The sequence below is a fragment of the Yersinia vastinensis genome (assembly GCF_044905075.1).
Taxonomy (GTDB): domain Bacteria; phylum Pseudomonadota; class Gammaproteobacteria; order Enterobacterales; family Enterobacteriaceae; genus Yersinia; species Yersinia vastinensis.
The window spans coordinates 2,616,669-2,636,611 of sequence record NZ_CP173260.1; the positions used below are offsets into that span (position 1 = coordinate 2,616,669).

The window sequence follows — 19,943 nt, forward strand, 5'->3', positions numbered from 1 at the left end:
ACACCGCTATGATTATTCTATGGTGTCGGGTTCTGTCCCCGTTTGAATTAACTGGCACGAAGATGCCCTTGTGCATCATTCATGTGTCTTTTGTGCGTAATTAAGGTAACCCGGTGAATATTCAGGCTCTTCTCTCAGATAAAGTCAGCCAGGCGCTGATTGCAGCAGGTGCTCCAGCAGGTAGCGAAGCTCAAGTTCGCCAATCTGCCAAAGCGCAATTTGGCGATTATCAAGCTAACGGTGTCATGGCCGTTGCCAAAAAACTTGGCATGCAACCCCGACAACTGGCAGAAAAAGTCATTGAATTACTCGATCTTGACGGCATTGCCAGCAAGGTTGAAATTGCCGGTCCCGGTTTTATCAATATTTTCCTTGATCGCCAATGGATTGCCAGCAAGGTAGAACACGCGCTGACAGCCCCTAAATTGGGCGTTGCGCCAGTTGAACCACAAACGATTGTGGTCGATTACTCCGCACCCAATGTGGCAAAACAGATGCACGTGGGCCACTTACGTTCGACTATCATTGGTGATGCCGCAGTACGTACCTTAGAATTCTTAGGCCACAATGTTATTCGCGCCAACCATGTCGGCGACTGGGGTACCCAGTTCGGCATGCTGATTGCTTATCTGGAAAAGATGCAGAATGAAAACGCCAGTGACATGGGGTTATCTGATCTGGAACTGTTCTATCAGCAGGCCAAAAAAACCTACGACGAAGATGAAGAATTTGCCCAACGCGCCCGAGCTTATGTAGTGAAACTGCAAAGTGGTGACGAATATTGCCGTCAGATGTGGCGTAAATTGGTGGATATCACCATGGCGCAAAATCAGATTGCCTATGACCGCCTCAATGTCACTTTGACCAAAGACGATGTGATGGGTGAAAGCCTGTATAACTCGATGCTGCCTGGCATTGTTGCCGACCTGAAAGCTAAAGGTTTGGCAGTAGAAAGTGAAGGCGCAACGGTCGTCTATTTGGATGAGTATAAGAACAAAGACGGCGAGCCAATGGGAGTCATCATCCAGAAAAAAGATGGCGGCTACCTCTATACCACTACCGACATCGCCTGTGCGAAATATCGCTACGAAACTCTGGGCGCCGACCGTGTGCTCTACTATATCGACACTCGCCAGCACCAGCACCTTATGCAAGCTTGGACCATCGTTCGCAAAGCCGGCTATGTGCCAGAGTCAGTACCACTAGAGCACCATATGTTTGGCATGATGCTGGGCAAAGATGGCAAGCCATTTAAGACCCGCTCTGGCGGCACCGTTAAGCTCTCCGATTTGCTGGATGAAGCCATTGAACGTGCTGGCAAGTTGATTGCTGAGAAAAATCCTGACATGCCAGCGGATGAACTGAAACAGGTGGTTGAAGCTGTTGGTATCGGTGCAGTGAAATATGCCGATCTGTCAAAAAGTCGGACTACTGACTACATTTTTGATTGGGATAACATGCTGGCACTGGATGGCAATACAGCGCCTTATATGCAATATGCTTATACTCGTGTGGTTTCCGTATTTAAACGCGCGGGTATTGATGAAAATAGCCTGACGTTACCCCTTGTGATAACTGAAGATCGCGAAGCTGCATTGGCGACTCGCCTACTCCAGTTTGAAGAAGTCATCACCACCGTTGCCCGCGAAGGCACACCCCATGTGATGTGCTCTTATCTGTATGATCTGGCGGGCTTGTTCTCAAGCTTCTATGAGCATTGCCAGATTCTGAATGCAGAAAGTGAGGAAAGCCGCCAGAGCCGTTTGAAGTTGGCCATGCTGACAGCAAAAACCCTGAAGCAAGGGTTAGACACTTTAGGCATCCAAACGGTTGAGCGGATGTAGTTTCTCATCACTAAGTGACAAAAAAGGCCCCAAAGGGCCTTTTTTATTGCTGAAAAATCAATTCGTTCTGCGAGCAAAATCACGCAGTTTAAATCCAAGTAAAGCGAGTGCTCCAAAGTAAGCAATCACCCCCGCCACCACGATGCCAGACAACCGTAACAAACGGTACGCCATTCCCCCGATATCCCAAGCTGGCATCACCCACAGCAATGCCAGTAACACCGCAGACATCACTGCGACACCAATAACCAATTTCATCAAGAACAGCGCCCAACCTGGCTGCGGCTGGAAAATGTCCTGCTTGCGCAACTGCCAATATAGCAAGCTGGCATTCAGACATGCCCCCAAGCCAATCGACAGAGATAGGCCAGCATGTTTGAGTGGGCCGATGAAAATCAAGTTCATTATCTGGGTAATTATCAGTGTGATAATCGCAATCTTGACCGGCGTTTTAATGTTCTGGCGCGAGTAAAAACCCGGTGCCAGCACCTTCACTACTATCAGGCCCATCAGCCCCACAGAGTAAGCCACCAGCGCACGCTGCGTCATCGCGGCATCAAAAGCACTGAATTTGCCATATTGGAATAGCGAAACCACCAGCGGTTTCGCTAAAATGCCCAAGGCAACTGCACTTGGCAATGCCAACAAGAAACACAGACGCAAACCCCAATCCATCAGTTTTGAGTATTCATCATGGTTGCCACTGGAGAAGCTTTTTGCCAGTGAGGGCAGCAGAATCGTCCCCAAGGCCACCCCTAACACCCCCGATGGGAACTCCATTAAGCGGTCGGCATAATACATCCACGAGACTGAACCTGAGACCAAAAAGGATGCAAAAATAGTATTGATAATGAGGGATATTTGGCTAACGGACACCCCGAGTATGGCAGGCCCCATCTGGCGCATAACCCGCCAAACACCTGCATCATGCAAAGACAACCGCGGCAATACCAACATGCCTATCTTTTTTAAATGAGGAAGTTGATAACCCAGTTGCAGTACCCCACCGACAACGACAGCCCAAGCCAACGCCATCACCGGAGGATTAAAATAAGGGGCAGCGAATAGGGCAAATCCGATCATGCTGATGTTCAGGAATGTTGGCGCAAAAGCCGGGATGGAGAAACGGTTCCAAGTATTAAGAATCGCCCCCACTAATGATGCCAATGAGATAAGCAAAATATAGGGAAAAGTCACCCGCAATAGTGCGGAGGTTAACGCAAACTTATCTGGCGTGTCGGTAAAACCGGGGGCCGTTATAAAGATAACCCAAGGTGCTGCCAACATCCCTAATACCGTCACCACGGCCAGAATCAGTGTGAGCAATCCCGATACATAGGCGACAAAGGTTCGCGTGGCCTCTTCACCCTGCTGGCTTTTATATTCGGCTAAAATAGGGACAAAAGCCTGAGAGAATGCCCCTTCAGCAAATATACGCCGTAATAAATTAGGTAATTTAAAGGCCACAAAAAAGGCATCCGTTGCCATACCCGCACCAAAAACCCGCGCCACAATCGCATCGCGGGCAAAACCCAATACGCGGGAAAACATGGTCATGGAACTGACAGCTGCCAGTGATTTCAATAGGTTCATAGATTTTTCTAATAGACTTGAATGATAAAACTGGCGCTAGTCTACGTAATCAACACTGAATAGCCACAGATAGATGTAACAAATTAATGGCCCGTTATTATTTACGCGAGTATTTTTATTGCTGCAAAATACGCTCTATCATCCGTTGCGCATAAATGGCGTCTTCGCCAGAGACGAGTGGCGCAGTTTGGTGACTGACAGCCGCAATAAAGTGATGCACTGCACCACTAAAGCCCCGCTGCTCCAGCGTCGTTTGCCAACCCGGTGCAGGCAAGCTTATCACCTGCCCCTCAGACTCCTGCTGCCATTGGCGCATATCCGTAATCTGATAACACGCTTCAGGGCTGACAGCTTGCACGCTTTCCCGTTGAGTGCCGGCATGGCGATGCATGCTGGTGGTGATTAAGCAATTACCCGCCTGGAAGTGGTGCTCCGCGTATAACATTTGCCCATGCTCATTGCTCTGCACAGACCCTGTCAGCAACGTTGCCGCCTCACCGCCAAGCCATAACGCGGTATCGACCACATGCAAATAATCATCAAGCAGAGTAAAACGAACTGCATTCGGCCCGACACCATTCTGGCGGTGTTTCTCCATGCGCAAAGATGCGGGCTGTATCATTTTATTTTTAAGCTGTTGATACAAAGGAGAAAAGCGGCGATTAAAACCCACCATAAGGGCCAAGCGTTGTTTCGCCGCCAGCGCAATCAATTGCTCGGATTGCGCCAAGGTTTCAGCCAGTGGTTTATCAACATAAACATGAATTCCCGCCTGTAGTAACTCACTCACCACCTGAAAATGGCTGGCTGTGCTGCTGTGGACAAAAATAGCATCACAGTTCGCTGCTAAAGTATCCAGCCGTGAGAAATAAGGCATGCGGTAACTGTCGCATATAGGTTGAGCTTTGATCTGATTGGGGGAGAAAGCACCAACCAACTGCCAATCCTGCGCTTGAGTCAAAATAGGTAAATACGCCTTTTGCGCAATCCCCCCCAACCCCACGATACCGACTCGCAGTTTTTTACCCACTGAGCTTTTGTTCATAGCATCCTTATTAGTCATCCAGTTGTAGCAGCACTTCATCCAGACGACGTGTCAGTACCACAACCTGCTGTTCAAGTTGGGCCACTCGGGCTTCAAGACCATTCGTCGAGCCTCCCTCTACACTTTCCTCTGCGGGTGATATTGGCGCAATATCACCACTGAAAAGATGCATAAAGCGGCTCTCACGTTTACCCGGCTCACGCGCTAAACGCACCACAAAAGGCCCATCTTCGCGTAAGGATAATTGAGTGAGCACCGCTTCAGTTTCTGCCACATCCGCAAATTCATACATTCGGTTGGTCCGAGTACGTAATTCACCCGGTGTCTGCGCGCCACGCAGTAACAATGTGGTAATTACGGCCAATTCAGCAGGTGAGAATTTAAGATTACCAAACTCGGAATTACAAAAACGGTGTTCGTACTTCATTACCCGATTACCACTTTGGGTGCGGATAAGATGCTTTTTCAACAAAAAATCCAACGTTTGTTGCACGTCGGATTCTGATAACTCCATCACTGGCTCACGGTTGGTTTTCTGATTACAAGCAATCGTCACACCATTGAGCGACATTGGATATTGCTCCGGCGTCGTGACCTGTTTTTCCAGCAAGCAACCAATAACGCGAGCTTCGTGTGCATTTAAACTGTGTTTCATCCTGACCTCAGCGAGTTGGCGTCCATTCTTTGTTAGTCAATGCCGTCAACACATGATCGCGCCATTGACCATCAATCAATAAATAATCTTTCGCGTAACCCTCACGCTCAAACCCAAGGCGTTCAAGTAAATTGCCACTGCGATGATTATGCGGCATATAGTTAGCCATGATCCGGTGCATCCGTTCTTGGCGTTGCATATAGCGAATCAGAGGTTGCAGCGCTTCGAACATCAGCCCTTGCCCTTGCCAACGCTCACCAAGTGAGTAGCCCAGAAAACAGGCGTGAAACGAACCACGCAAAACATTGCTAAAATTCGCGACGCCACGTACTTCTTTTTCTTCCGGATCTAACAAAATAAAATAATAGGCGCTGCCCTGTTTTTGCAACTCCATGATCATTCCTAACCGTGCCTGCCACCCCGAAGGCATGCAGTGGCTTTGATCTCGCACTGGCTCCCACGGTTTTAAGAATGCCTGATTCTCAGCGTAATACTCCGCCATGCGGTAAGCATCACGTTCATTAACTAGCCGCAGTGACATGCGGTCAGTCGCTAAGCGTATTTTAGGTGTTGCTGAATGATAGCCGAACATCTGCTCCCCTTGAGCTATGCGCTGGACATAATTTAGCGGCAATCTTCAATATACCTGTTGTGTCGTTACCGCGTAAAACCACGCTGCGCTCTTTTTCACACATCAATACAACAAGATTACGCAACAACAGTGCTTAAAATGCATTTTATTATGAATTTGTTGATGAGGTAACGTATTGACGATAAAAAAATATTATCCATCTAACCTCTATCGTTTCAGACAATTTGGGTACAAACTATACGTGTATTTTCTTTTCCCTCCTTTTTTAATTTCTGACGGTGAAGCATGGCCTTGGTATCACAAGCTCGCAGCTTGGGTAAGTATTTCTTATTGCTCGATAACTTATTAGTTGTATTGGGTTTCTTCGTTGTCTTCCCCCTCATATCCATCCGATTTGTCGATCAATTGGGTTGGGCTGCGGTGCTGGTCGGGCTTGCCTTGGGATTAAGGCAATTGGTCCAACAGGGATTGGGGATCTTCGGCGGGGCAATTGCCGACCGCTTTGGGGCCAAGCCCATGATAGTCACCGGGATGCTCATGCGCGCAGCAGGCTTCGCGTTGATGGCAATGGCTGATCAACCGTGGATCCTTTGGCTGGCTTGTGCGCTGTCGGGCTTGGGTGGCACCTTATTCGATCCTCCGCGCACCGCACTGGTGATTAAACTCACTCGTCCACACGAACGTGGCCGTTTTTACTCCTTACTCATGATGCAAGACAGTGCTGGTGCGGTGATTGGTGCACTGATCGGGAGTTGGCTGCTGCAATACGATTTTCATTTTGTCTGCTGGGCCGGCGCCGTTATTTTTATCTTGGCTGCAGGCTGGAACCTCTGGTTGCTACCCGCCTATCGTATCTCGACCGTTCGTGCACCAATGAAAGAGGGCATGATGCGGGTGCTACGTGATCGCCGCTTTGTGACCTATGTGCTGACGCTGACCGGTTATTACATGCTATCAGTGCAAGTGATGTTGATGTTACCCATCATGGTCAATGAAATTGCTGGCTCGCCTGCCGCAGTGAAATGGATGTATGCCATTGAAGCTGCACTCTCACTGACATTGCTTTACCCAATCGCTCGTTGGAGTGAAAAACGTTTTCGTCTTGAACAGCGCTTGATGTTCGGGCTGCTCATCATGACATTAAGTTTGTTTCCTGTGGGTCTTATCAGCCATCTACAAACGCTGTTTATGTTTATTTGCTTCTTCTATATGGGTTCCATCATCGCCGAACCTGCTCGTGAAACGTTGAGCGCCTCCCTGGCAGATTCTCGCGCACGTGGCAGCTATATGGGCTTTAGCCGTCTTGGGCTGGCATTAGGGGGGGCGCTTGGCTATACCGGTGGAGGGTGGATGTATGATACCGGCCGCTCACTTGAAATGCCGGAACTACCTTGGTTCCTACTGGGTGTTATTGGTTTAATTACGCTGGTGGGGCTTTACTGGCAATTCAATCAACGCCGTATCGAGTCTGCTATGTTGAGTGGAAGTTAGTCGGTTGCTTGCTGGAGCAAATGGGTCTCCGGCACCTTTCCCTTCTTTGAATATTCTCTGATTCAGGGTTATCTGATTGGCAATGCGCTAATCCTGCCGCACTATCGCCGCCATTCCAAACCGTCGTTGAACAAACACGGTTAATAATACAAAACAGCTGATTAACCAGTTACTATTGGGCAATTCTTTTTGTTTGATGTAATGAGTGCAAATTGCAACGAGGCTTTAATGAATAAATTAATGTGGGGCGCAGCAACGCTGATTGTGACTGCAACACTGGTTGGCTGCAACCAACTAACCCAGTACACCCTGAGCGAGCAGGAAGTTAATGACTATCTGCAAAAACATAATAACTATGAGAAACAGATTGGTATTCCGGGTTTGGTTGATGCCCATATTACCCTGACCCAATTACAAAGCCAGATTGGCCGCGCCGAACCCGGTAAAGTGACATTGACCGGCAATGCTAAAGTGGATATCACCTCAATCCTCGGCCCGCAAACTGCCGATATGACACTGACGCTAAAAGCACAGCCAACATTTGATCGCGAAAAAGGCGCTATTTTCCTAAAAGACATGGAGTTGACTGATTATCAGGTTAAACCGGAAAAAATGGATTCAGTGATGAAAGCACTGACCCCCTATTTAAATCAGTCGCTGAAATCCTATTTTGATCAGCAGCCCGCTTATGTATTAGACGGTGAGAAGAGTAAAGCTGAAGCGATGGCGAAAAAACTGGCGAAAGGCTTAGAAGTGAAGCCGGGCCAATTAGTCATCCCACTGACTGACTAACTCTACGGCCGGCTTATTATAGATAGATTAAATCTGGAGGAGATCGATATTACTCCTCCGGGTTATCTTCCTCAGATAACTCATCCCACATCGCTTGCAATGCTTCTCGGCTCAACTGCGCTAGGGTGCGATAAAAACCGGTAGTTGCATGGGCTTCAACTTTCCCCAAAAAACGACCACACCAAGGCAACAAATAGTCGTTAAATAGCGCGATCTGTGCTGCGACTTCATCTTCAGCCGCTTGATCTTCCAACCAGGATGCCGCAAGCAATAACCCACCAAAATGGTCCGTTGGTCCGTCACCTAACGGCATGCCACGTTGCTGTAAAAAGGCTCTAACTTCAGCCTCTGGACAAGCCTCCTCATAATCAGAACCATAAGGTGAAACGCTGCGTTCTTCACCCACAAACAGGGCCTTATAATCCGCAATCAAAGCATCTGGCTGGTACTCTTGCTGCAAACGAGCGAGTAATTCACTCTGCTCCAATGGCCAATGCTGTTCCAATTTACCCTGACTTATCAGGACAAAAAGTGGCTCCAACAACGGATCTTGCGGCTGGCGATAAAATAGTGACCCCAAAATGCGGCACACCAGAGAAAAATCATTCATTTCTATATCCCTGTTTCTTTTATATTTTTTAAACCATAATAGTGACAACGTCACATAAATAGCTAAAGGTCCGCTAATTCAGGAATTGCAGGGCAACCACGCTGTTCAAGAAAATTGAGCAGACGACGCGGACTGACATTTAAAATTCGGTCTTGCGGGAAATCCACTTCAGCAATAATTCGTTCGCAGTGCTCAAAAATTCCCAATGAATAAGCGATATGAGAATCGGAACCAAGCGCCAACCACCCACCCGCATCACGAACAGCTTCGGCAATCGCACGGCAATTGTCTTCACTGCCTTTACGTGAATGTGTAAAAGATGAATTATTTAATTCCAGAGCAACATTACATTTTGCCGCTGCTTCAGCAATAGCTGTAATATCAACGGGATATTTAGGATTTCCGGGGTGGCTAATAATATGCACATTCCCCTGTTCCATGGTCGCAATCATGGCTTGGGTATTGGCAGCCCTATCTTGAGGTGGGAATACAGGTTCATGGAACCCAGCAATTAGCAGGTCGATAACATCGAGCATTGGCCCGGTACAATCGATGTCGCCCTCTAGATTTTTGATATTCGCTTCAATGCCACGCAAAATGCCGACACCATCAACCAAGCGTGGCCACACTCGCATATTCATGAAATGCCAATAATGCGGGGCGTCAGCCATATCCGGGCCGTGGTCGGTAATGGCAAACAGCTTGATATTCTTTAGTTTAGCTTCGGCGATATAATCGTGCAGGGTGCTGTAAGCATGAGTACTGGCAATGGTATGCATATGTAAATCAACAGGATACATGACTACTCCACAAAGTCTTTTCAGGCGGGACATCATTTTTGCAGGCAAAGCATAGTCCGCTAATGATAGCAGGAATTCTTCTCATCAACAGCGCTAAAAACCTCGCCTGCCCATCCCTATAGCCTTGGGAGGTCTTGAATCAGTAACCCCGTGCCACATCAACCAACCCGACAGGTTCCCTGCCCGCCTCAATGGCGCGAATGTTAGCAACCACCTGATCCATTGCCGCTTCCGGTAACGTTACCGCCGCAATGTGTGGCGTGATGGTAATCCGCGGGTGGCTCCAAAAAGGATGCATCGAAGGTAAAGGCTCCTCGGCAAACACATCTAATGTCGCGGCGGCAACTTTACCTGCACTCATTGCTGCCAATAAATCTCGCTCTAATAGATGGGCACCTCGAGCAATATTAATGATATAGGCATTAGCATTCAGTTGTGAAAAGAGCGACTGATTAAGGATACCGGCCGTTTCTGGCGTGTTCGGTAAGAGATTAATCAGTAATTGTGTCCCTTGAATGAACGCGGGTAGTTTCTCTTTACCCGCGAAACTGCTCACGCCATCAATTTGCTTTGGGGTGCGGCTCCAGCACCGGACGGTAAAACCAAACTCTGCCAGTTTGTGGGCAACACTTTTCCCTAAGACACCCGCGCCGAGAATACCCACCGTAAATTTATCATGCTGGTGTGGTTCTAGCGGCTGCCACAGTTTCTGTTGTTGTTGTAGCTGATACTCGTCCATTCGACGGAAATAGCGTAATACACTGGCAACAACATACTCCTGCATTTGCAAAGACATTCCCGTATCTTCTAGCCGAACCAATGGTACTCCGGCGGGTAATGTCCCCGGATAGCGACGCTCTTGGTCCAAAATGGCATCCACTCCGGCTCCCAGAGCAAAGACCCCTTTCAATTCAGTGCGTTTAGCCAACATTTCCTGTGGAGGCTGCCAAACAAGCGCATAATCAGCGGGTTGCGTATCACCACGTCGCCATTGCCTAATATTCGCGGTGGGTAGACGAGATTGCAGCCCTGATAACCACGGTTTTGCTTCAACAAACGGGTGATAAAAAATAATATTCATTATTTGCCAGCTCCTTGCGAAAGTCCCTTTAGATTTCCGCGATTAACGTTAGGATGCAAGTGCTACTCACAAGAAATGCCGATGAAATCAGCAAACTGCTGCAACTTTAGCTAAACAGTGACAAAGCGAACATAAGAGGGTTGACGCTGGCCGCACTTTTGCCTACATTACGCCGGTCGACAACGTATAACGCGGTTGATAGTTGTAACACGGTGAGGTGTCTGAGTGGCTGAAGGAGCACGCCTGGAAAGTGTGTATACGTGTAAGCGTATCGAGGGTTCGAACCCCTCCCTCACCGCCATATTTAAAGCAGTTAATAAGCGGCAATCTAAAGCAAGTTTGGTGTTTTATCCCATGTCTTGCTGTTCAGATTGCCGTTTTTTTTACCTTCTATTTCCTCTTAAATGTTGGCCACTTTTATAGACACAAGTGGACTACCAATTCTTCTCGGTATAAACAATAAATATCTCTCTCTAATTACAAATTCCTTTATTATTAATTGATTATGCTGTTCGTTATCATTGCATGTTACAACGTGGAGGCACTTTCTTTTTTGAAACATAAACCACGGAGAGATAAAACATGGAGAGGTATATTAGTGCATTATTATTATTTTCCTGCTTCAATTCTGTATTTGCTGCTCCATTTATCGTCGCGCATCGGGCAGGAACCGCAGAACATCCTGAAAACACCCACCATGCCATCAGCATGGCACTACAAAATGAAGCTGATGTTATTTGGCTAAGTGTTCAGTTGAGTAAAGATGATATCCCTGTGCTGTACCGCCCCAGTGATCTTAACAGCCTCACGGATGGTAGTGGCTTTGTTTCTCAATATTCTTGGGATGAGTTACAGCAATTAGATGCCGCATATAGCTTTCATATTAATAACTTATATATCTATCGAGGAAGAGGCATAAAAATACCTTCATTGCAGCAAATTCTCCGCACTTACCCTGAAACGAAATTCATTCTTGATATTAAATCACCCAATGCAGATCCAATTATCATGGCTAATATTCTTGATAAGACCATCAAGGAAACAAATTCTCACGATAGAGTGATATTTTATTCTACCGACAAAAAATATCTAAAAGCCCTGCCCCATGACATTCGTAAATTTGAATCACGAAATTTGACCCGGAACATCCTAGCGAATGCAGTAATGGCCAATAACTGCAAAATAAATAAACGCTCCGAGAGCATGTTAAGCCACGGACCTGATAAGTACCATGCCTTTGAATTAAGGCGTGATGTGAAAGTTGTCGAGAAATACACCCTTGGCAAAGGCTCATCACAAGCGCAATTGATTTGGAATCAGCAAGCAATGGCATGCTTTAAAACAAATAATGACACCAAAATTCTGCTGATAGGTATCAATTCTTATGATGACTACCAATTGGCAGAAAACTTAGGCGCAGATTATGTCATGGTGGACTCCCCTGCCGTAGCCAGAAATTGGCGTTAAATGGGGATAACTTGCCTGTGAATTCTTCTATATGAGCGCAGAATAACCAGATGACAAACAACGAATAAATACTGCTTGACCATCAGGCTGTCGGTCACTATAGTACCGCCCCGTTGCAGTGCATAGCGCGGTAACGAAACGGTGAGGTGTCTGAGTGGCTGAAGGAGCACGCCTGGAAAGTGTGTATACGCGTAAGTGTATCGAGGGTTCGAACCCCTCTCTCACCGCCATATTCGAGCAAAAGGCTCTGACGAAAGTCAGGGCCTTTTTCTTTGGAATGTAGTCTGCATTCTGCACAATCATTATGTGCGTCGATGTTTACCTTTCGTGACGCGATCCCCAAGAGGGGAAAACGACATTAACCGGCTATAAACCACTTGATTTCGCCCTTGATTCTTAGCCTCATACAGCGCTTCATCGGTGACTTTTAATGCTTTTAACATCGACATTCCCGGTAAATAGAGAGAAGCACCAATGGAGATAGTTGCTCTTACTTTTCGCCCGTCATGTAAATCTACCACTAAATCTTCAACCCGTTGTCTAATACGTTCCGCAACGGCTTTAATCGCTTGCGGCTCATGGCGGTGAGTAATAATAATGAACTCTTCCCCCCCATAACGGCCAACAAAATCCTCATCCCTAACTGCCGTCATCAATAACTTTCCTACCTCTGTCAGCAGGATGTCTCCGACGTTATGTCCATAGGTATCATTGACTGATTTAAAATGGTCAAGATCTAAAATCATCAAGCCACACGCCTGTCGCCTGTTATGAATCGTCGTTAGCCGATTGTCAACACAGGCTCTATTATTCAACTGTGTTAATTTATCGATATTCGCCCGGTTCTGCATCGCGAAATAGGCATAAATATGACGTTCTTTAAAATTCAGCGCATGGTAGCAAATGGCTAAACAGGAGACAGAAATCAGTTGATAAACCACCACCTGCGTCCAGACAAGTAAGTGAGGAACAAATAAGAAAGCGGCAAGAGTTCGATAAATAGCGATGAGAATAATGGTGGTATAAAAAATACGATTACTCTTTTTCTCCCATACTTTGGAGAACAATATAGGAATAAAAATTAGCATTATTAATAAGTTAACTATATTAAACCAACCGCTAAAAGCGAAGTTTATCATCAACGCAGTCAAGCTACTTAGCCAACCACCATAAAAAGTGACTAATATAATTGGGATCAATTCGAAGCTGAAGAAGAATGAGTCGGAAATAATCCACTGATCTTGATTAAGGTAGAGTGAAACCGCCCCCGCAACAAGACCAAACACGACACGTTTCCAAACATCACCATCAAAGGAAAAAGCGCTGTTTTTACTTAAGGCAAAATAACTGATCGAGAGTGTCGCGTAGGTTACACAAGCATCTCGGTATAACGTTGACAGAGATTCTAATTCACTCATGGCGTAGCGTCAGTCCTTTGAATTTTAAGTATTGATTTCGACCAACATAGATGTTGCCAACTTATTACTGCCATAAAATCGCATTCTAAATTGAAGTTATTCATTTGAATCCCTAAACATTAAATTTAGCTAATAGCCACCGTTGCTCATCTACATCTTAGCTGTGCGGTAACCTTTATTCCTGAATAATTTCATTATGTGTTAGCTTCCAGACTTCCGGTTACGCGTTATCGTCAGATCACTTAATTCCGACCAGATAATACTTATTACTCAATTTTGGACTCTTGGGCTTAAAATAAGGCAATATCTAAGATAATGTTCACTTTCTATTTAACCATAGCGAAAAAACACATACCCAATAGGGTTCTGTTCATTTAAACCACTTTATTAAACGGACAGTTATCTACATTTCTATCAGAGATTGATATACATCTAGATCTCTTCGCATCAATTGGCGTATCGTTGTTATCAGCTACTCGAGACGGACCCTTATTGGCCCGCCATTTATTTTGTCTTTTCTTTATTTGGTTTGCACCTTAGATGAAAACGCACGGAATTAACGGCATTAGGCCGTTCAGCGCGCTTATTGACGCTTGCTGGCGAGAAACCTATACACTTCAACGACTTATAAAAGATATTATTGCCGGTGTCACCGTCGGTATCATTGCCATCCCGCTGGCTATGGCACTGGCTATTGCCAGTGGTGTTCCGCCGCAGTACGGCTTATATACCTCGGCTATCGCCGGGATCGTTATCGCTGTCAGTGGCGGTTCGCGCTATAGCGTATCTGGCCCAACAGCCGCGTTTGTGGTTATTCTTTATCCCGTTTCACAGCAATTTGGTTTGGCTGGCTTATTATTAGCCACATTAATATCAGGTATATTTCTACTGTGCATGGGGCTGGGCCGCCTCGGGCGTTTAATCGAATATATTCCATTATCCGTCACATTAGGTTTCACCTCAGGCATCGGTATCACGATTGCCACCATGCAAGTAAAAGATTTCTTTGGCTTGCACATGGAAGAAGTACCCGAAAATTACGTTGGCAAAGTTGCCGCACTGGCACAATCGCTGCCCACGATTAATCTCAGTGACACGCTAATTGCGACCGTAACGCTGATGGTACTGATCCTATGGCCACGATTAAAACTAAAGTTACCGGGTCACTTACCGGCTTTAATCGCAGGTACTGCCGTGATGGGGTTGCTATCGTTATTTGATTTTCAGGTGGCGACCATTGGTTCACGATTTGGCTATTTACTGGCTGACGGTAGCCAAGGCCAAGGTATCCCCCCCATTCTGCCGCAGTTTGTCTTACCTTGGCATCTTCCCGCAGCAAATGGGCAAGAATTTGTTCTGAACTGGGCGACACTCTCCGCACTGCTCCCTGCTGCCTTTTCGATGGCGATGTTGGGAGCAATAGAGTCATTGTTATGTGCTGTGGTACTTGATGGTATGACCGGGCAAAAACATCATTCAAATAGTGAATTAGTGGGGCAAGGGTTAGGCAATATGGTCGCCCCATTCTTTGGTGGCATCACCGCTACTGCCGCTATTGCTCGGTCAGCAGCAAATGTCCGCGCAGGTGCGACATCGCCGGTGTCCGCCATTGTTCATTCCCTGTTGGTGCTGCTGGCCTTATTAGTTCTGGCTCCTATGTTGTCTTACTTACCACTGGCGGCCATGGCCTCTTTGCTCTTAATCGTGGCCTGGAACATGAGTGAGGCTCATAAAGTTATCGATCTGCTGCGACGTGGCCCCAAAGACGACATTATCGTCATGCTGCTATGTATGAGTTTGACGGTGCTATTCGACATGGTGATTGCTATTACTGTGGGGATTGTACTCGCTTCATTGTTATTTATGCGCCGTATTGCCCGTATGACACGGCTGAGCGAAATACCGTCAGATAGTGATGAGCAGACGCTGATATTGCGAGTCAATGGGCCACTGTTCTTCGCCGCGGCTGAACGCATATTTAATGAGTTATTAAGCCGCAGTGAGCATTATCAGACCATTATTCTGCAATGGGATGCTGTGCCGGTTCTGGATGCCGGTGGCTTAAATGCGTTTCTACGCTTCACAGAAGCGCTGAATGAACATCAGCAACTCGTCATCACGGATATTCCTTTCCAGCCACTGAAGACGCTGGCAAGAGCAAGAGTGAAGCCGATTGAGGGTAAGCTGAGTTTTTATGGATCATTGCCCGAAGCGCTAGAAGCGCTACACGCGAAAAGTTAACCCGTTTAGCATCAAAAAAGGCAGTATCGAAACCGACACTGCCTTTTTATTTATTCGTCTCAGCACCTAGGTTGAGAGATATTTACTTGCTGGTATCCAACTCCGGGAAGCTTTTGACCAAATCATCAATCGCTTTCATCTGCACCAAGAACGGCTCCAGTTTGTCTAATGGCAATGCTGACGGGCCGTCACATTTAGCACTGTTGGGTTCTGGATGTGCTTCAATGAATAACCCAGCCAAACCAACGGCCATACCTGCACGAGCCAGTTCAGCCACTTGAGCACGGCGCCCACCAGATGCTGCACCAAAGGGATCACGGCACTGCAATGCATGAGTCACGTCAAAAATAACAGGATGCCCCCCCGTCGCTTTCACCATGACATTGATGCCCAACATGTCTACCACCAGATTGTCATAGCCAAAGTTACTGCCGCGATCACACAGAATAACTTGATCATTACCGGCTTCTTTGAACTTCTCGACAATGTTACCCATCTGGCCTGGGCTGACAAACTGAGGTTTCTTAACGTTGATAACCGCACCCGTTTTAGCCATTGCCTCGACTAAATCGGTCTGGCGAGCCAAAAATGCGGGCAATTGGATAACATCAACAACTTCAGATACGGGTTGTGCCTGACTCGCTTCATGCACGTCAGTGATGACTTTTACGCCAAATGCACTTTTCAGGTCCTGGAAGATGCGCATCCCTTCTTCCAGACCGGGGCCACGGTAAGAATGAATCGAAGAACGGTTGGCTTTGTCAAACGAGGCTTTAAAAACGTAAGGAATGCCCAGTTTTTGGGTCACGGTGACGTAATGCTCGCAAATGCGCATCGCCAGATCACGGGACTCAAGCACATTCATACCGCCAAACAGCACGAAAGGCAGGTCGTTCGCTACGTTGATATCGCCAATGCTAACCACTTTCTGTTTCATACATATACCTTTATAAAGGGTAAATCGAGATTAATTACAGCGAGTTAGACGCAGCCAGCAAAGCCATATTCTTGTGGCTACTCAGTGCTGCATCTTCGCTAGAGAAAGAGAATCAGTGCAACGTCACCCGCTGTTGCTCAATGGAGTGGATCTGCATTTTTATCATTTCAGCAATGGGGTCTTCTGGGCACTGCTCAACAAAATAGCTTAAATCAGAGATAGCAATGTGGTTGCAATCCAACTGCGCATAAATCAGGCCACGGTCGCGAATTTCATAAGGGTCATCGGGGTCAAAAGCCAATACCGCTTCACTGGCACGCAAAGCCAGCTCCATCTGCTTCTCTTCCATCAGCGCCGCTTTCAGCGTATCAAGCATTTTGCGCACAATCAGTGTATTTTCCGCCTCTTCCAGATCTTCATCTTCCAATTCGGCACTCAATCCCAAGTTGCCTTTGATCCACACTTCCAGCATATGCTCGTTCAGTGTTTCACCGTTCAGCGGGTTAATCAGCCACATCTCTTCATCTAACCAATCGGCACGAAGGATTAATTGGGTTGGAAAAATCACCGGCATCAACGGTAAATCTAATTGATGAGCAATATGCAGGAAAATAACACCCAGTGACACCGGTGTCCCCTGCCGTTTATCCAGCACTTTATCCAGCCAAATGGCATCAGAGAGGCGATAGACGCCCCCTGCACCACCAAATTTCCATTGGCGGTAAAATAGATCGATAAGCACTTCTAATTGCTGATCCTGATTGAGACCCTCGGGCATTGCCGCCCGCGCATCATCGACAAGCTGTTGCAGTTGATTGCGCACATCAGCCAGTGGAAAATTCTGTCGAATCTCCTGGGTAACCAGTAACACTCCATCACACAGGGACGCGTTGTTAAATTCGAAATCAGCAATACTACTCATAAATATCCCATCAGCAGTGGTAACTTAGTTGTTGCCAGTTTGACAATTAAATACAGGCAACCCAATGCGAGTATAAAGGCAAGCCAGCGACTTTTCTGGCTGCGGGTTCGCTTACCTAATGCGACATAGCCAAGCAGGATATAGATAATAACGCCAAATAACTTTTCAGTCAGCCATGTTCCTTGCGGGCTGAAAGGGTAAAAACCAGTAATAAAGATCAAGACAATACCGCTGACAAACAGCAACGTATCATTGATATGCGGCGTTATTTTTACCCAGCGTTTCTCCATCATAGCCGAACCGCGACATTTCCAGAAGAAACGTAGTACGAACAGCGTAATACTGATGACCACTGTGAGTAAATGTAAATACTTCATGGCGATGTAATCAATCCACATAACAACTCCCATTGCGTTGGGTATCTATACTCGTCAAACTTAAAGCCGCCGGCCTGCAACTCAAATTATTTAAAGTATATTCAATACGAAAAATTTAATTAAAACGGGATTTTTCTTGATTAAACGCCCCATTGTCCCAGTGTAACACGATCATTATTACCATAATCTTTATACGTCATTACTGCGCTAAATCCTGAATTCTTAAGTAATCTCTGTACTGCCTCAGCTTGCTGCCAGCCATGTTCCAACAGCAACCATCCCCCAGTTTCTAAATATGCTGGAGATTGTCGAATAATTTCGGCCAAATCTGCTAAACCTTCAGCCGGGGCCACCAGCGCACTGTGCGGTTCATAGCGAACATCACCTTCATTAAGGTGAGGGTCATTGGCATCGATATAGGGGGGGTTACTGGCAATAAGAGTAAATTGACCACTCACCGATTCAAACCAGCGACTCTGCACAAAATGTACATTCTTTATCGCCAGTTTTTCTGCATTGTGTCGAGCCAGCGCAACAGCATCAGCGTTTATATCACCCCCCATGACAGTGCAATCGGGCCGTTCACTGGCGATAGCCAAAGCAATAGCCCCTGTGCCCGTTCCTAAATCCAGAATGTGACATGGAGTGGCGGGGAGATGCGCCAACGCCTGCTCAACCAAACACTCGGTGTCTGGACGCGGGATCAATGTGGCGGAGGAAACACTCAATGGCAGTGACCAAAACTCACGCTCCCCGACCAGATAAGCTATCGGCTCCCCCTGTTCACGCCGGGCTGCCAATGGCTCCAAGATGGCTAACTGCTCGCTTGTCAGCACTGTTTCACCGAAAGCCAGCAAATAGGTGCGTGCGCGCCCGGTGACAAAACTCAACAAGATCTCAGCGTCACGCTTTGGGCTGTCACTTTGATTAAAACGGGCTGCCGCTAGCGACAGCCACTGCTGATAATCCATTAGTCTTGCTCAGACAACGCAGAGAGCTGATCCGCTTGATATTCCTGCACAATCGGCTGGATCAACATATCCAGTTTACCTTCCATTACTTCATCCAGACGATAAAGTGTCAGGTTGATACGATGATCAGTGACACGCCCCTGCGGGAAGTTATAAGTGCGGTTGCGATCTGAGCGGTCACCAGAACCTAACAAATTACGGCGCTCAGAGGCTTCGGCCAATTGACGTTTTTGCATTTCTGCTGCACGGATACGAGCCCCCAACACTGACATCGCCTTGGCTTTGTTCTTATGTTGTGAGCGCTCGTCCTGACACTCCACCACAATCCCGGTCGGGATATGGGTAATACGGATGGCCGAATCCGTGGTGTTAACGTGCTGCCCCCCCGCGCCTGATGAGCGGAAGGTATCAATGCGCAAGTCGCCAGCATTGATTTCCGGCATCTCAGCTTCAGGAATCGCAGGCATCACTGCCACAGTACAAGCCGAGGTGTGAATACGCCCCTGCGACTCGGTTTCTGGCACACGCTGAACACGGTGACCACCTGACTCAAATTTCAGTTGCCCAAAGACCCCCTCACCGGAGACTTTAGCTATCACTTCTTTATAACCACCATGCTCACCTTCACTGGCGCTCATAATCTCAACTTTCCAGCGGCGCGCTTCAGCATATCGGCTATACATACGGAACATGTCTCCGGCAAAAATAGCCGCTTCGTCACCGCCAGTTCCAGCGCGAATTTCCAGGAAGCAATCACGTTCATCGTCAGGATCTTTTGGCAGCAATAATAGCTGCAATTGCTGTTCCAGCTCTTCACTCCGAGCTTTGGCTTCTTTTAGTTCTTCCTGTGCCATTTCACGCATTTCAGGATCTTCGAGCATCATTTCTGCTGCTTCAAGATCATCTTGTACACTGCGCCATTCTTTAAAACAGCGAGTGACATCGGACAATTGCGCATATTCACGTGATAACGCGCGGAAACGGTCTTGATCGGCAATAACGCTGGCATCGCCAAGGTGCGCCAGCACTTCTTCGTGGCGCTCTTGTAACGCTTCCAGTTTGGCAACAATAGAAGACTTCATCCGTGGTTTTAAACCCTGTAATTAG

At 47.1% G+C, this 19,943-nt stretch carries 18 protein-coding genes and 2 tRNA genes; 7 read left to right on the forward strand and 13 right to left on the reverse strand.

What is annotated here, in order from left to right:
• Positions 1-113 precede the first annotated feature (113 nt).
• Positions 114-1,844, forward strand: a complete 1,731-nt coding sequence (argS, locus tag ACIOG0_RS12210) for an arginine--tRNA ligase (RefSeq protein WP_050098180.1) — start codon at positions 114-116, stop codon at positions 1,842-1,844.
• A 57-nt stretch (positions 1,845-1,901) separates the two neighbouring features.
• On the opposite strand, the gene murJ is transcribed toward argS, so the two are convergent.
• From murJ to rimJ, 4 genes are all read right to left on the reverse strand, one after another.
• Positions 1,902-3,437: a murein biosynthesis integral membrane protein MurJ gene (murJ, locus tag ACIOG0_RS12215; protein WP_050139539.1), complete on the reverse strand. Its 1,536-nt coding sequence runs from the start codon at positions 3,435-3,437 to the stop codon at positions 1,902-1,904.
• A gap of 115 nt (positions 3,438-3,552) precedes the next feature.
• On the reverse strand, positions 3,553-4,500 hold the full coding sequence (locus ACIOG0_RS12220; protein ID WP_145581824.1) for a Gfo/Idh/MocA family protein: 948 nt from the start codon (positions 4,498-4,500) through the stop codon (positions 3,553-3,555).
• Entirely contained in the window at positions 4,493-5,137 is a 645-nt protein-coding gene (locus ACIOG0_RS12225) for a YceH family protein (RefSeq protein WP_050098183.1), read from the reverse strand. Before ACIOG0_RS12225 ends, ACIOG0_RS12220 begins: the two co-directional genes overlap by 8 nt.
• Positions 5,138-5,144: 7 nt before the next feature.
• Positions 5,145-5,729 carry a ribosomal protein S5-alanine N-acetyltransferase gene (gene rimJ, locus ACIOG0_RS12230; RefSeq protein WP_050098184.1) on the reverse strand — a complete coding sequence of 195 codons (585 nt, stop codon included), beginning with the start codon at positions 5,727-5,729 and terminating at the stop codon, positions 5,145-5,147.
• A gap of 285 nt (positions 5,730-6,014) precedes the next feature.
• Between rimJ and mdtH the strand changes: the two genes are divergently transcribed.
• Both mdtH and ACIOG0_RS12240 read left to right on the forward strand, forming a co-directional pair.
• Positions 6,015-7,220 (forward strand): multidrug efflux MFS transporter MdtH, encoded by a 1,206-nt coding sequence (mdtH, locus tag ACIOG0_RS12235; RefSeq protein ID WP_050098185.1) that lies wholly within the window; start codon positions 6,015-6,017, stop codon positions 7,218-7,220.
• 228 nt (positions 7,221-7,448) lie between these two features.
• The gene (locus tag ACIOG0_RS12240; protein ID WP_128450979.1) at positions 7,449-8,012 is read left to right on the forward strand and encodes a lipoprotein; all 564 of its coding nucleotides are present in this window, start codon (positions 7,449-7,451) and stop codon (positions 8,010-8,012) included.
• A 49-nt stretch (positions 8,013-8,061) separates the two neighbouring features.
• Here the strand turns inward: ACIOG0_RS12240 and ACIOG0_RS12245 are convergent, their stop codons facing one another.
• From ACIOG0_RS12245 to ghrA, 3 genes are all read right to left on the reverse strand, one after another.
• Complete coding sequence (locus ACIOG0_RS12245) at positions 8,062-8,622, reverse strand: molecular chaperone (protein ID WP_050098187.1); 561 nt, start codon at positions 8,620-8,622, stop codon at positions 8,062-8,064.
• 62 nt (positions 8,623-8,684) lie between these two features.
• The gene (locus ACIOG0_RS12250; RefSeq protein WP_050098188.1) at positions 8,685-9,422 is read right to left on the reverse strand and encodes a phosphatase; all 738 of its coding nucleotides are present in this window, start codon (positions 9,420-9,422) and stop codon (positions 8,685-8,687) included.
• Positions 9,423-9,561: 139 nt separating this feature from the next.
• Positions 9,562-10,503 carry a glyoxylate/hydroxypyruvate reductase GhrA gene (gene ghrA, locus ACIOG0_RS12255; protein ID WP_050098189.1) on the reverse strand — a complete coding sequence of 314 codons (942 nt, stop codon included), beginning with the start codon at positions 10,501-10,503 and terminating at the stop codon, positions 9,562-9,564.
• 211 nt (positions 10,504-10,714) lie between these two features.
• Between ghrA and ACIOG0_RS12260 the strand changes: the two genes are divergently transcribed.
• The 3 genes from ACIOG0_RS12260 to ACIOG0_RS12270 all read left to right on the forward strand — a co-directional run bounded on the left by ACIOG0_RS12260 (position 10,715) and on the right by ACIOG0_RS12270 (position 12,200).
• A tRNA-Ser gene (locus ACIOG0_RS12260) sits at positions 10,715-10,804 on the forward strand.
• Positions 10,805-11,085: 281 nt separating this feature from the next.
• Positions 11,086-11,970 (forward strand): glycerophosphodiester phosphodiesterase family protein, encoded by an 885-nt coding sequence (locus ACIOG0_RS12265; protein ID WP_128450980.1) that lies wholly within the window; start codon positions 11,086-11,088, stop codon positions 11,968-11,970.
• 140 nt (positions 11,971-12,110) lie between these two features.
• Positions 12,111-12,200 (forward strand) — tRNA-Ser (locus ACIOG0_RS12270).
• Between the two features lie 72 nt (positions 12,201-12,272).
• On the opposite strand, the gene ACIOG0_RS12275 is transcribed toward ACIOG0_RS12270, so the two are convergent.
• A complete protein-coding gene (locus tag ACIOG0_RS12275; protein ID WP_404704842.1) occupies positions 12,273-13,388 on the reverse strand; it encodes a GGDEF domain-containing protein in 1,116 nt (371 codons plus the stop codon).
• A 540-nt stretch (positions 13,389-13,928) separates the two neighbouring features.
• On the opposite strand from ACIOG0_RS12275, the gene dauA reads away from it, so the two are divergent.
• Positions 13,929-15,629 (forward strand): C4-dicarboxylic acid transporter DauA, encoded by a 1,701-nt coding sequence (gene dauA / locus ACIOG0_RS12280; protein WP_145581826.1) that lies wholly within the window; start codon positions 13,929-13,931, stop codon positions 15,627-15,629.
• Between the two features lie 82 nt (positions 15,630-15,711).
• Here dauA and kdsA read toward each other — a convergent pair whose 3' ends face one another.
• The 5 genes from kdsA to prfA all read right to left on the reverse strand — a co-directional run bounded on the left by kdsA (position 15,712) and on the right by prfA (position 19,918).
• Positions 15,712-16,566 (reverse strand): 3-deoxy-8-phosphooctulonate synthase, encoded by an 855-nt coding sequence (gene kdsA / locus ACIOG0_RS12285; protein WP_050098193.1) that lies wholly within the window; start codon positions 16,564-16,566, stop codon positions 15,712-15,714.
• Between the two features lie 112 nt (positions 16,567-16,678).
• A complete protein-coding gene (gene sirB1, locus ACIOG0_RS12290; protein ID WP_050098194.1) occupies positions 16,679-17,488 on the reverse strand; it encodes an invasion regulator SirB1 in 810 nt (269 codons plus the stop codon).
• A complete protein-coding gene (locus ACIOG0_RS12295) occupies positions 17,485-17,886 on the reverse strand; it encodes a SirB2 family protein (RefSeq protein WP_050098195.1) in 402 nt (133 codons plus the stop codon). Before ACIOG0_RS12295 ends, sirB1 begins: the two co-directional genes overlap by 4 nt.
• Before the next feature lie 119 nt (positions 17,887-18,005).
• Complete coding sequence (gene prmC, locus ACIOG0_RS12300) at positions 18,006-18,836, reverse strand: peptide chain release factor N(5)-glutamine methyltransferase (protein ID WP_050098196.1); 831 nt, start codon at positions 18,834-18,836, stop codon at positions 18,006-18,008.
• Positions 18,836-19,918 carry a peptide chain release factor 1 gene (gene prfA, locus ACIOG0_RS12305; protein ID WP_050098197.1) on the reverse strand — a complete coding sequence of 361 codons (1,083 nt, stop codon included), beginning with the start codon at positions 19,916-19,918 and terminating at the stop codon, positions 18,836-18,838. Before prfA ends, prmC begins: the two co-directional genes overlap by 1 nt.
• Positions 19,919-19,943: the final 25 nt, after the last annotated feature.

Excerpts from the sequence above, each read along its gene's own strand:
- ghrA (WP_050098189.1), bottom strand. The coding sequence starts at position 10,503 with ATGAATATTATTTTTTATCACCCGTTTGTTGAAGCAAAACCGTGGTTA.
- ACIOG0_RS12295 (WP_050098195.1), bottom strand. The coding sequence starts at position 17,886 with ATGTGGATTGATTACATCGCCATGAAGTATTTACATTTACTCACAGTG.
- sirB1 (WP_050098194.1), bottom strand. The coding sequence starts at position 17,488 with ATGAGTAGTATTGCTGATTTCGAATTTAACAACGCGTCCCTGTGTGAT.
- murJ (WP_050139539.1), bottom strand. The coding sequence starts at position 3,437 with ATGAACCTATTGAAATCACTGGCAGCTGTCAGTTCCATGACCATGTTT.
- ACIOG0_RS12225 (WP_050098183.1), bottom strand. The coding sequence starts at position 5,137 with ATGAAACACAGTTTAAATGCACACGAAGCTCGCGTTATTGGTTGCTTG.
- ACIOG0_RS12240 (WP_128450979.1), top strand. The coding sequence starts at position 7,449 with ATGAATAAATTAATGTGGGGCGCAGCAACGCTGATTGTGACTGCAACA.
- ACIOG0_RS12275 (WP_404704842.1), bottom strand. The coding sequence starts at position 13,388 with ATGAGTGAATTAGAATCTCTGTCAACGTTATACCGAGATGCTTGTGTA.
- ACIOG0_RS12250 (WP_050098188.1), bottom strand. The coding sequence starts at position 9,422 with ATGTATCCTGTTGATTTACATATGCATACCATTGCCAGTACTCATGCT.
- mdtH (WP_050098185.1), top strand. The coding sequence starts at position 6,015 with ATGGCCTTGGTATCACAAGCTCGCAGCTTGGGTAAGTATTTCTTATTG.
- dauA (WP_145581826.1), top strand. The coding sequence starts at position 13,929 with ATGAAAACGCACGGAATTAACGGCATTAGGCCGTTCAGCGCGCTTATT.
- ACIOG0_RS12265 (WP_128450980.1), top strand. The coding sequence starts at position 11,086 with ATGGAGAGGTATATTAGTGCATTATTATTATTTTCCTGCTTCAATTCT.
- prfA (WP_050098197.1), bottom strand. The coding sequence starts at position 19,918 with ATGAAGTCTTCTATTGTTGCCAAACTGGAAGCGTTACAAGAGCGCCAC.
- rimJ (WP_050098184.1), bottom strand. The coding sequence starts at position 5,729 with ATGTTCGGCTATCATTCAGCAACACCTAAAATACGCTTAGCGACTGAC.
- ACIOG0_RS12220 (WP_145581824.1), bottom strand. The coding sequence starts at position 4,500 with ATGACTAATAAGGATGCTATGAACAAAAGCTCAGTGGGTAAAAAACTG.
- ACIOG0_RS12245 (WP_050098187.1), bottom strand. The coding sequence starts at position 8,622 with ATGAATGATTTTTCTCTGGTGTGCCGCATTTTGGGGTCACTATTTTAT.
- prmC (WP_050098196.1), bottom strand. The coding sequence starts at position 18,836 with ATGGATTATCAGCAGTGGCTGTCGCTAGCGGCAGCCCGTTTTAATCAA.
- kdsA (WP_050098193.1), bottom strand. The coding sequence starts at position 16,566 with ATGAAACAGAAAGTGGTTAGCATTGGCGATATCAACGTAGCGAACGAC.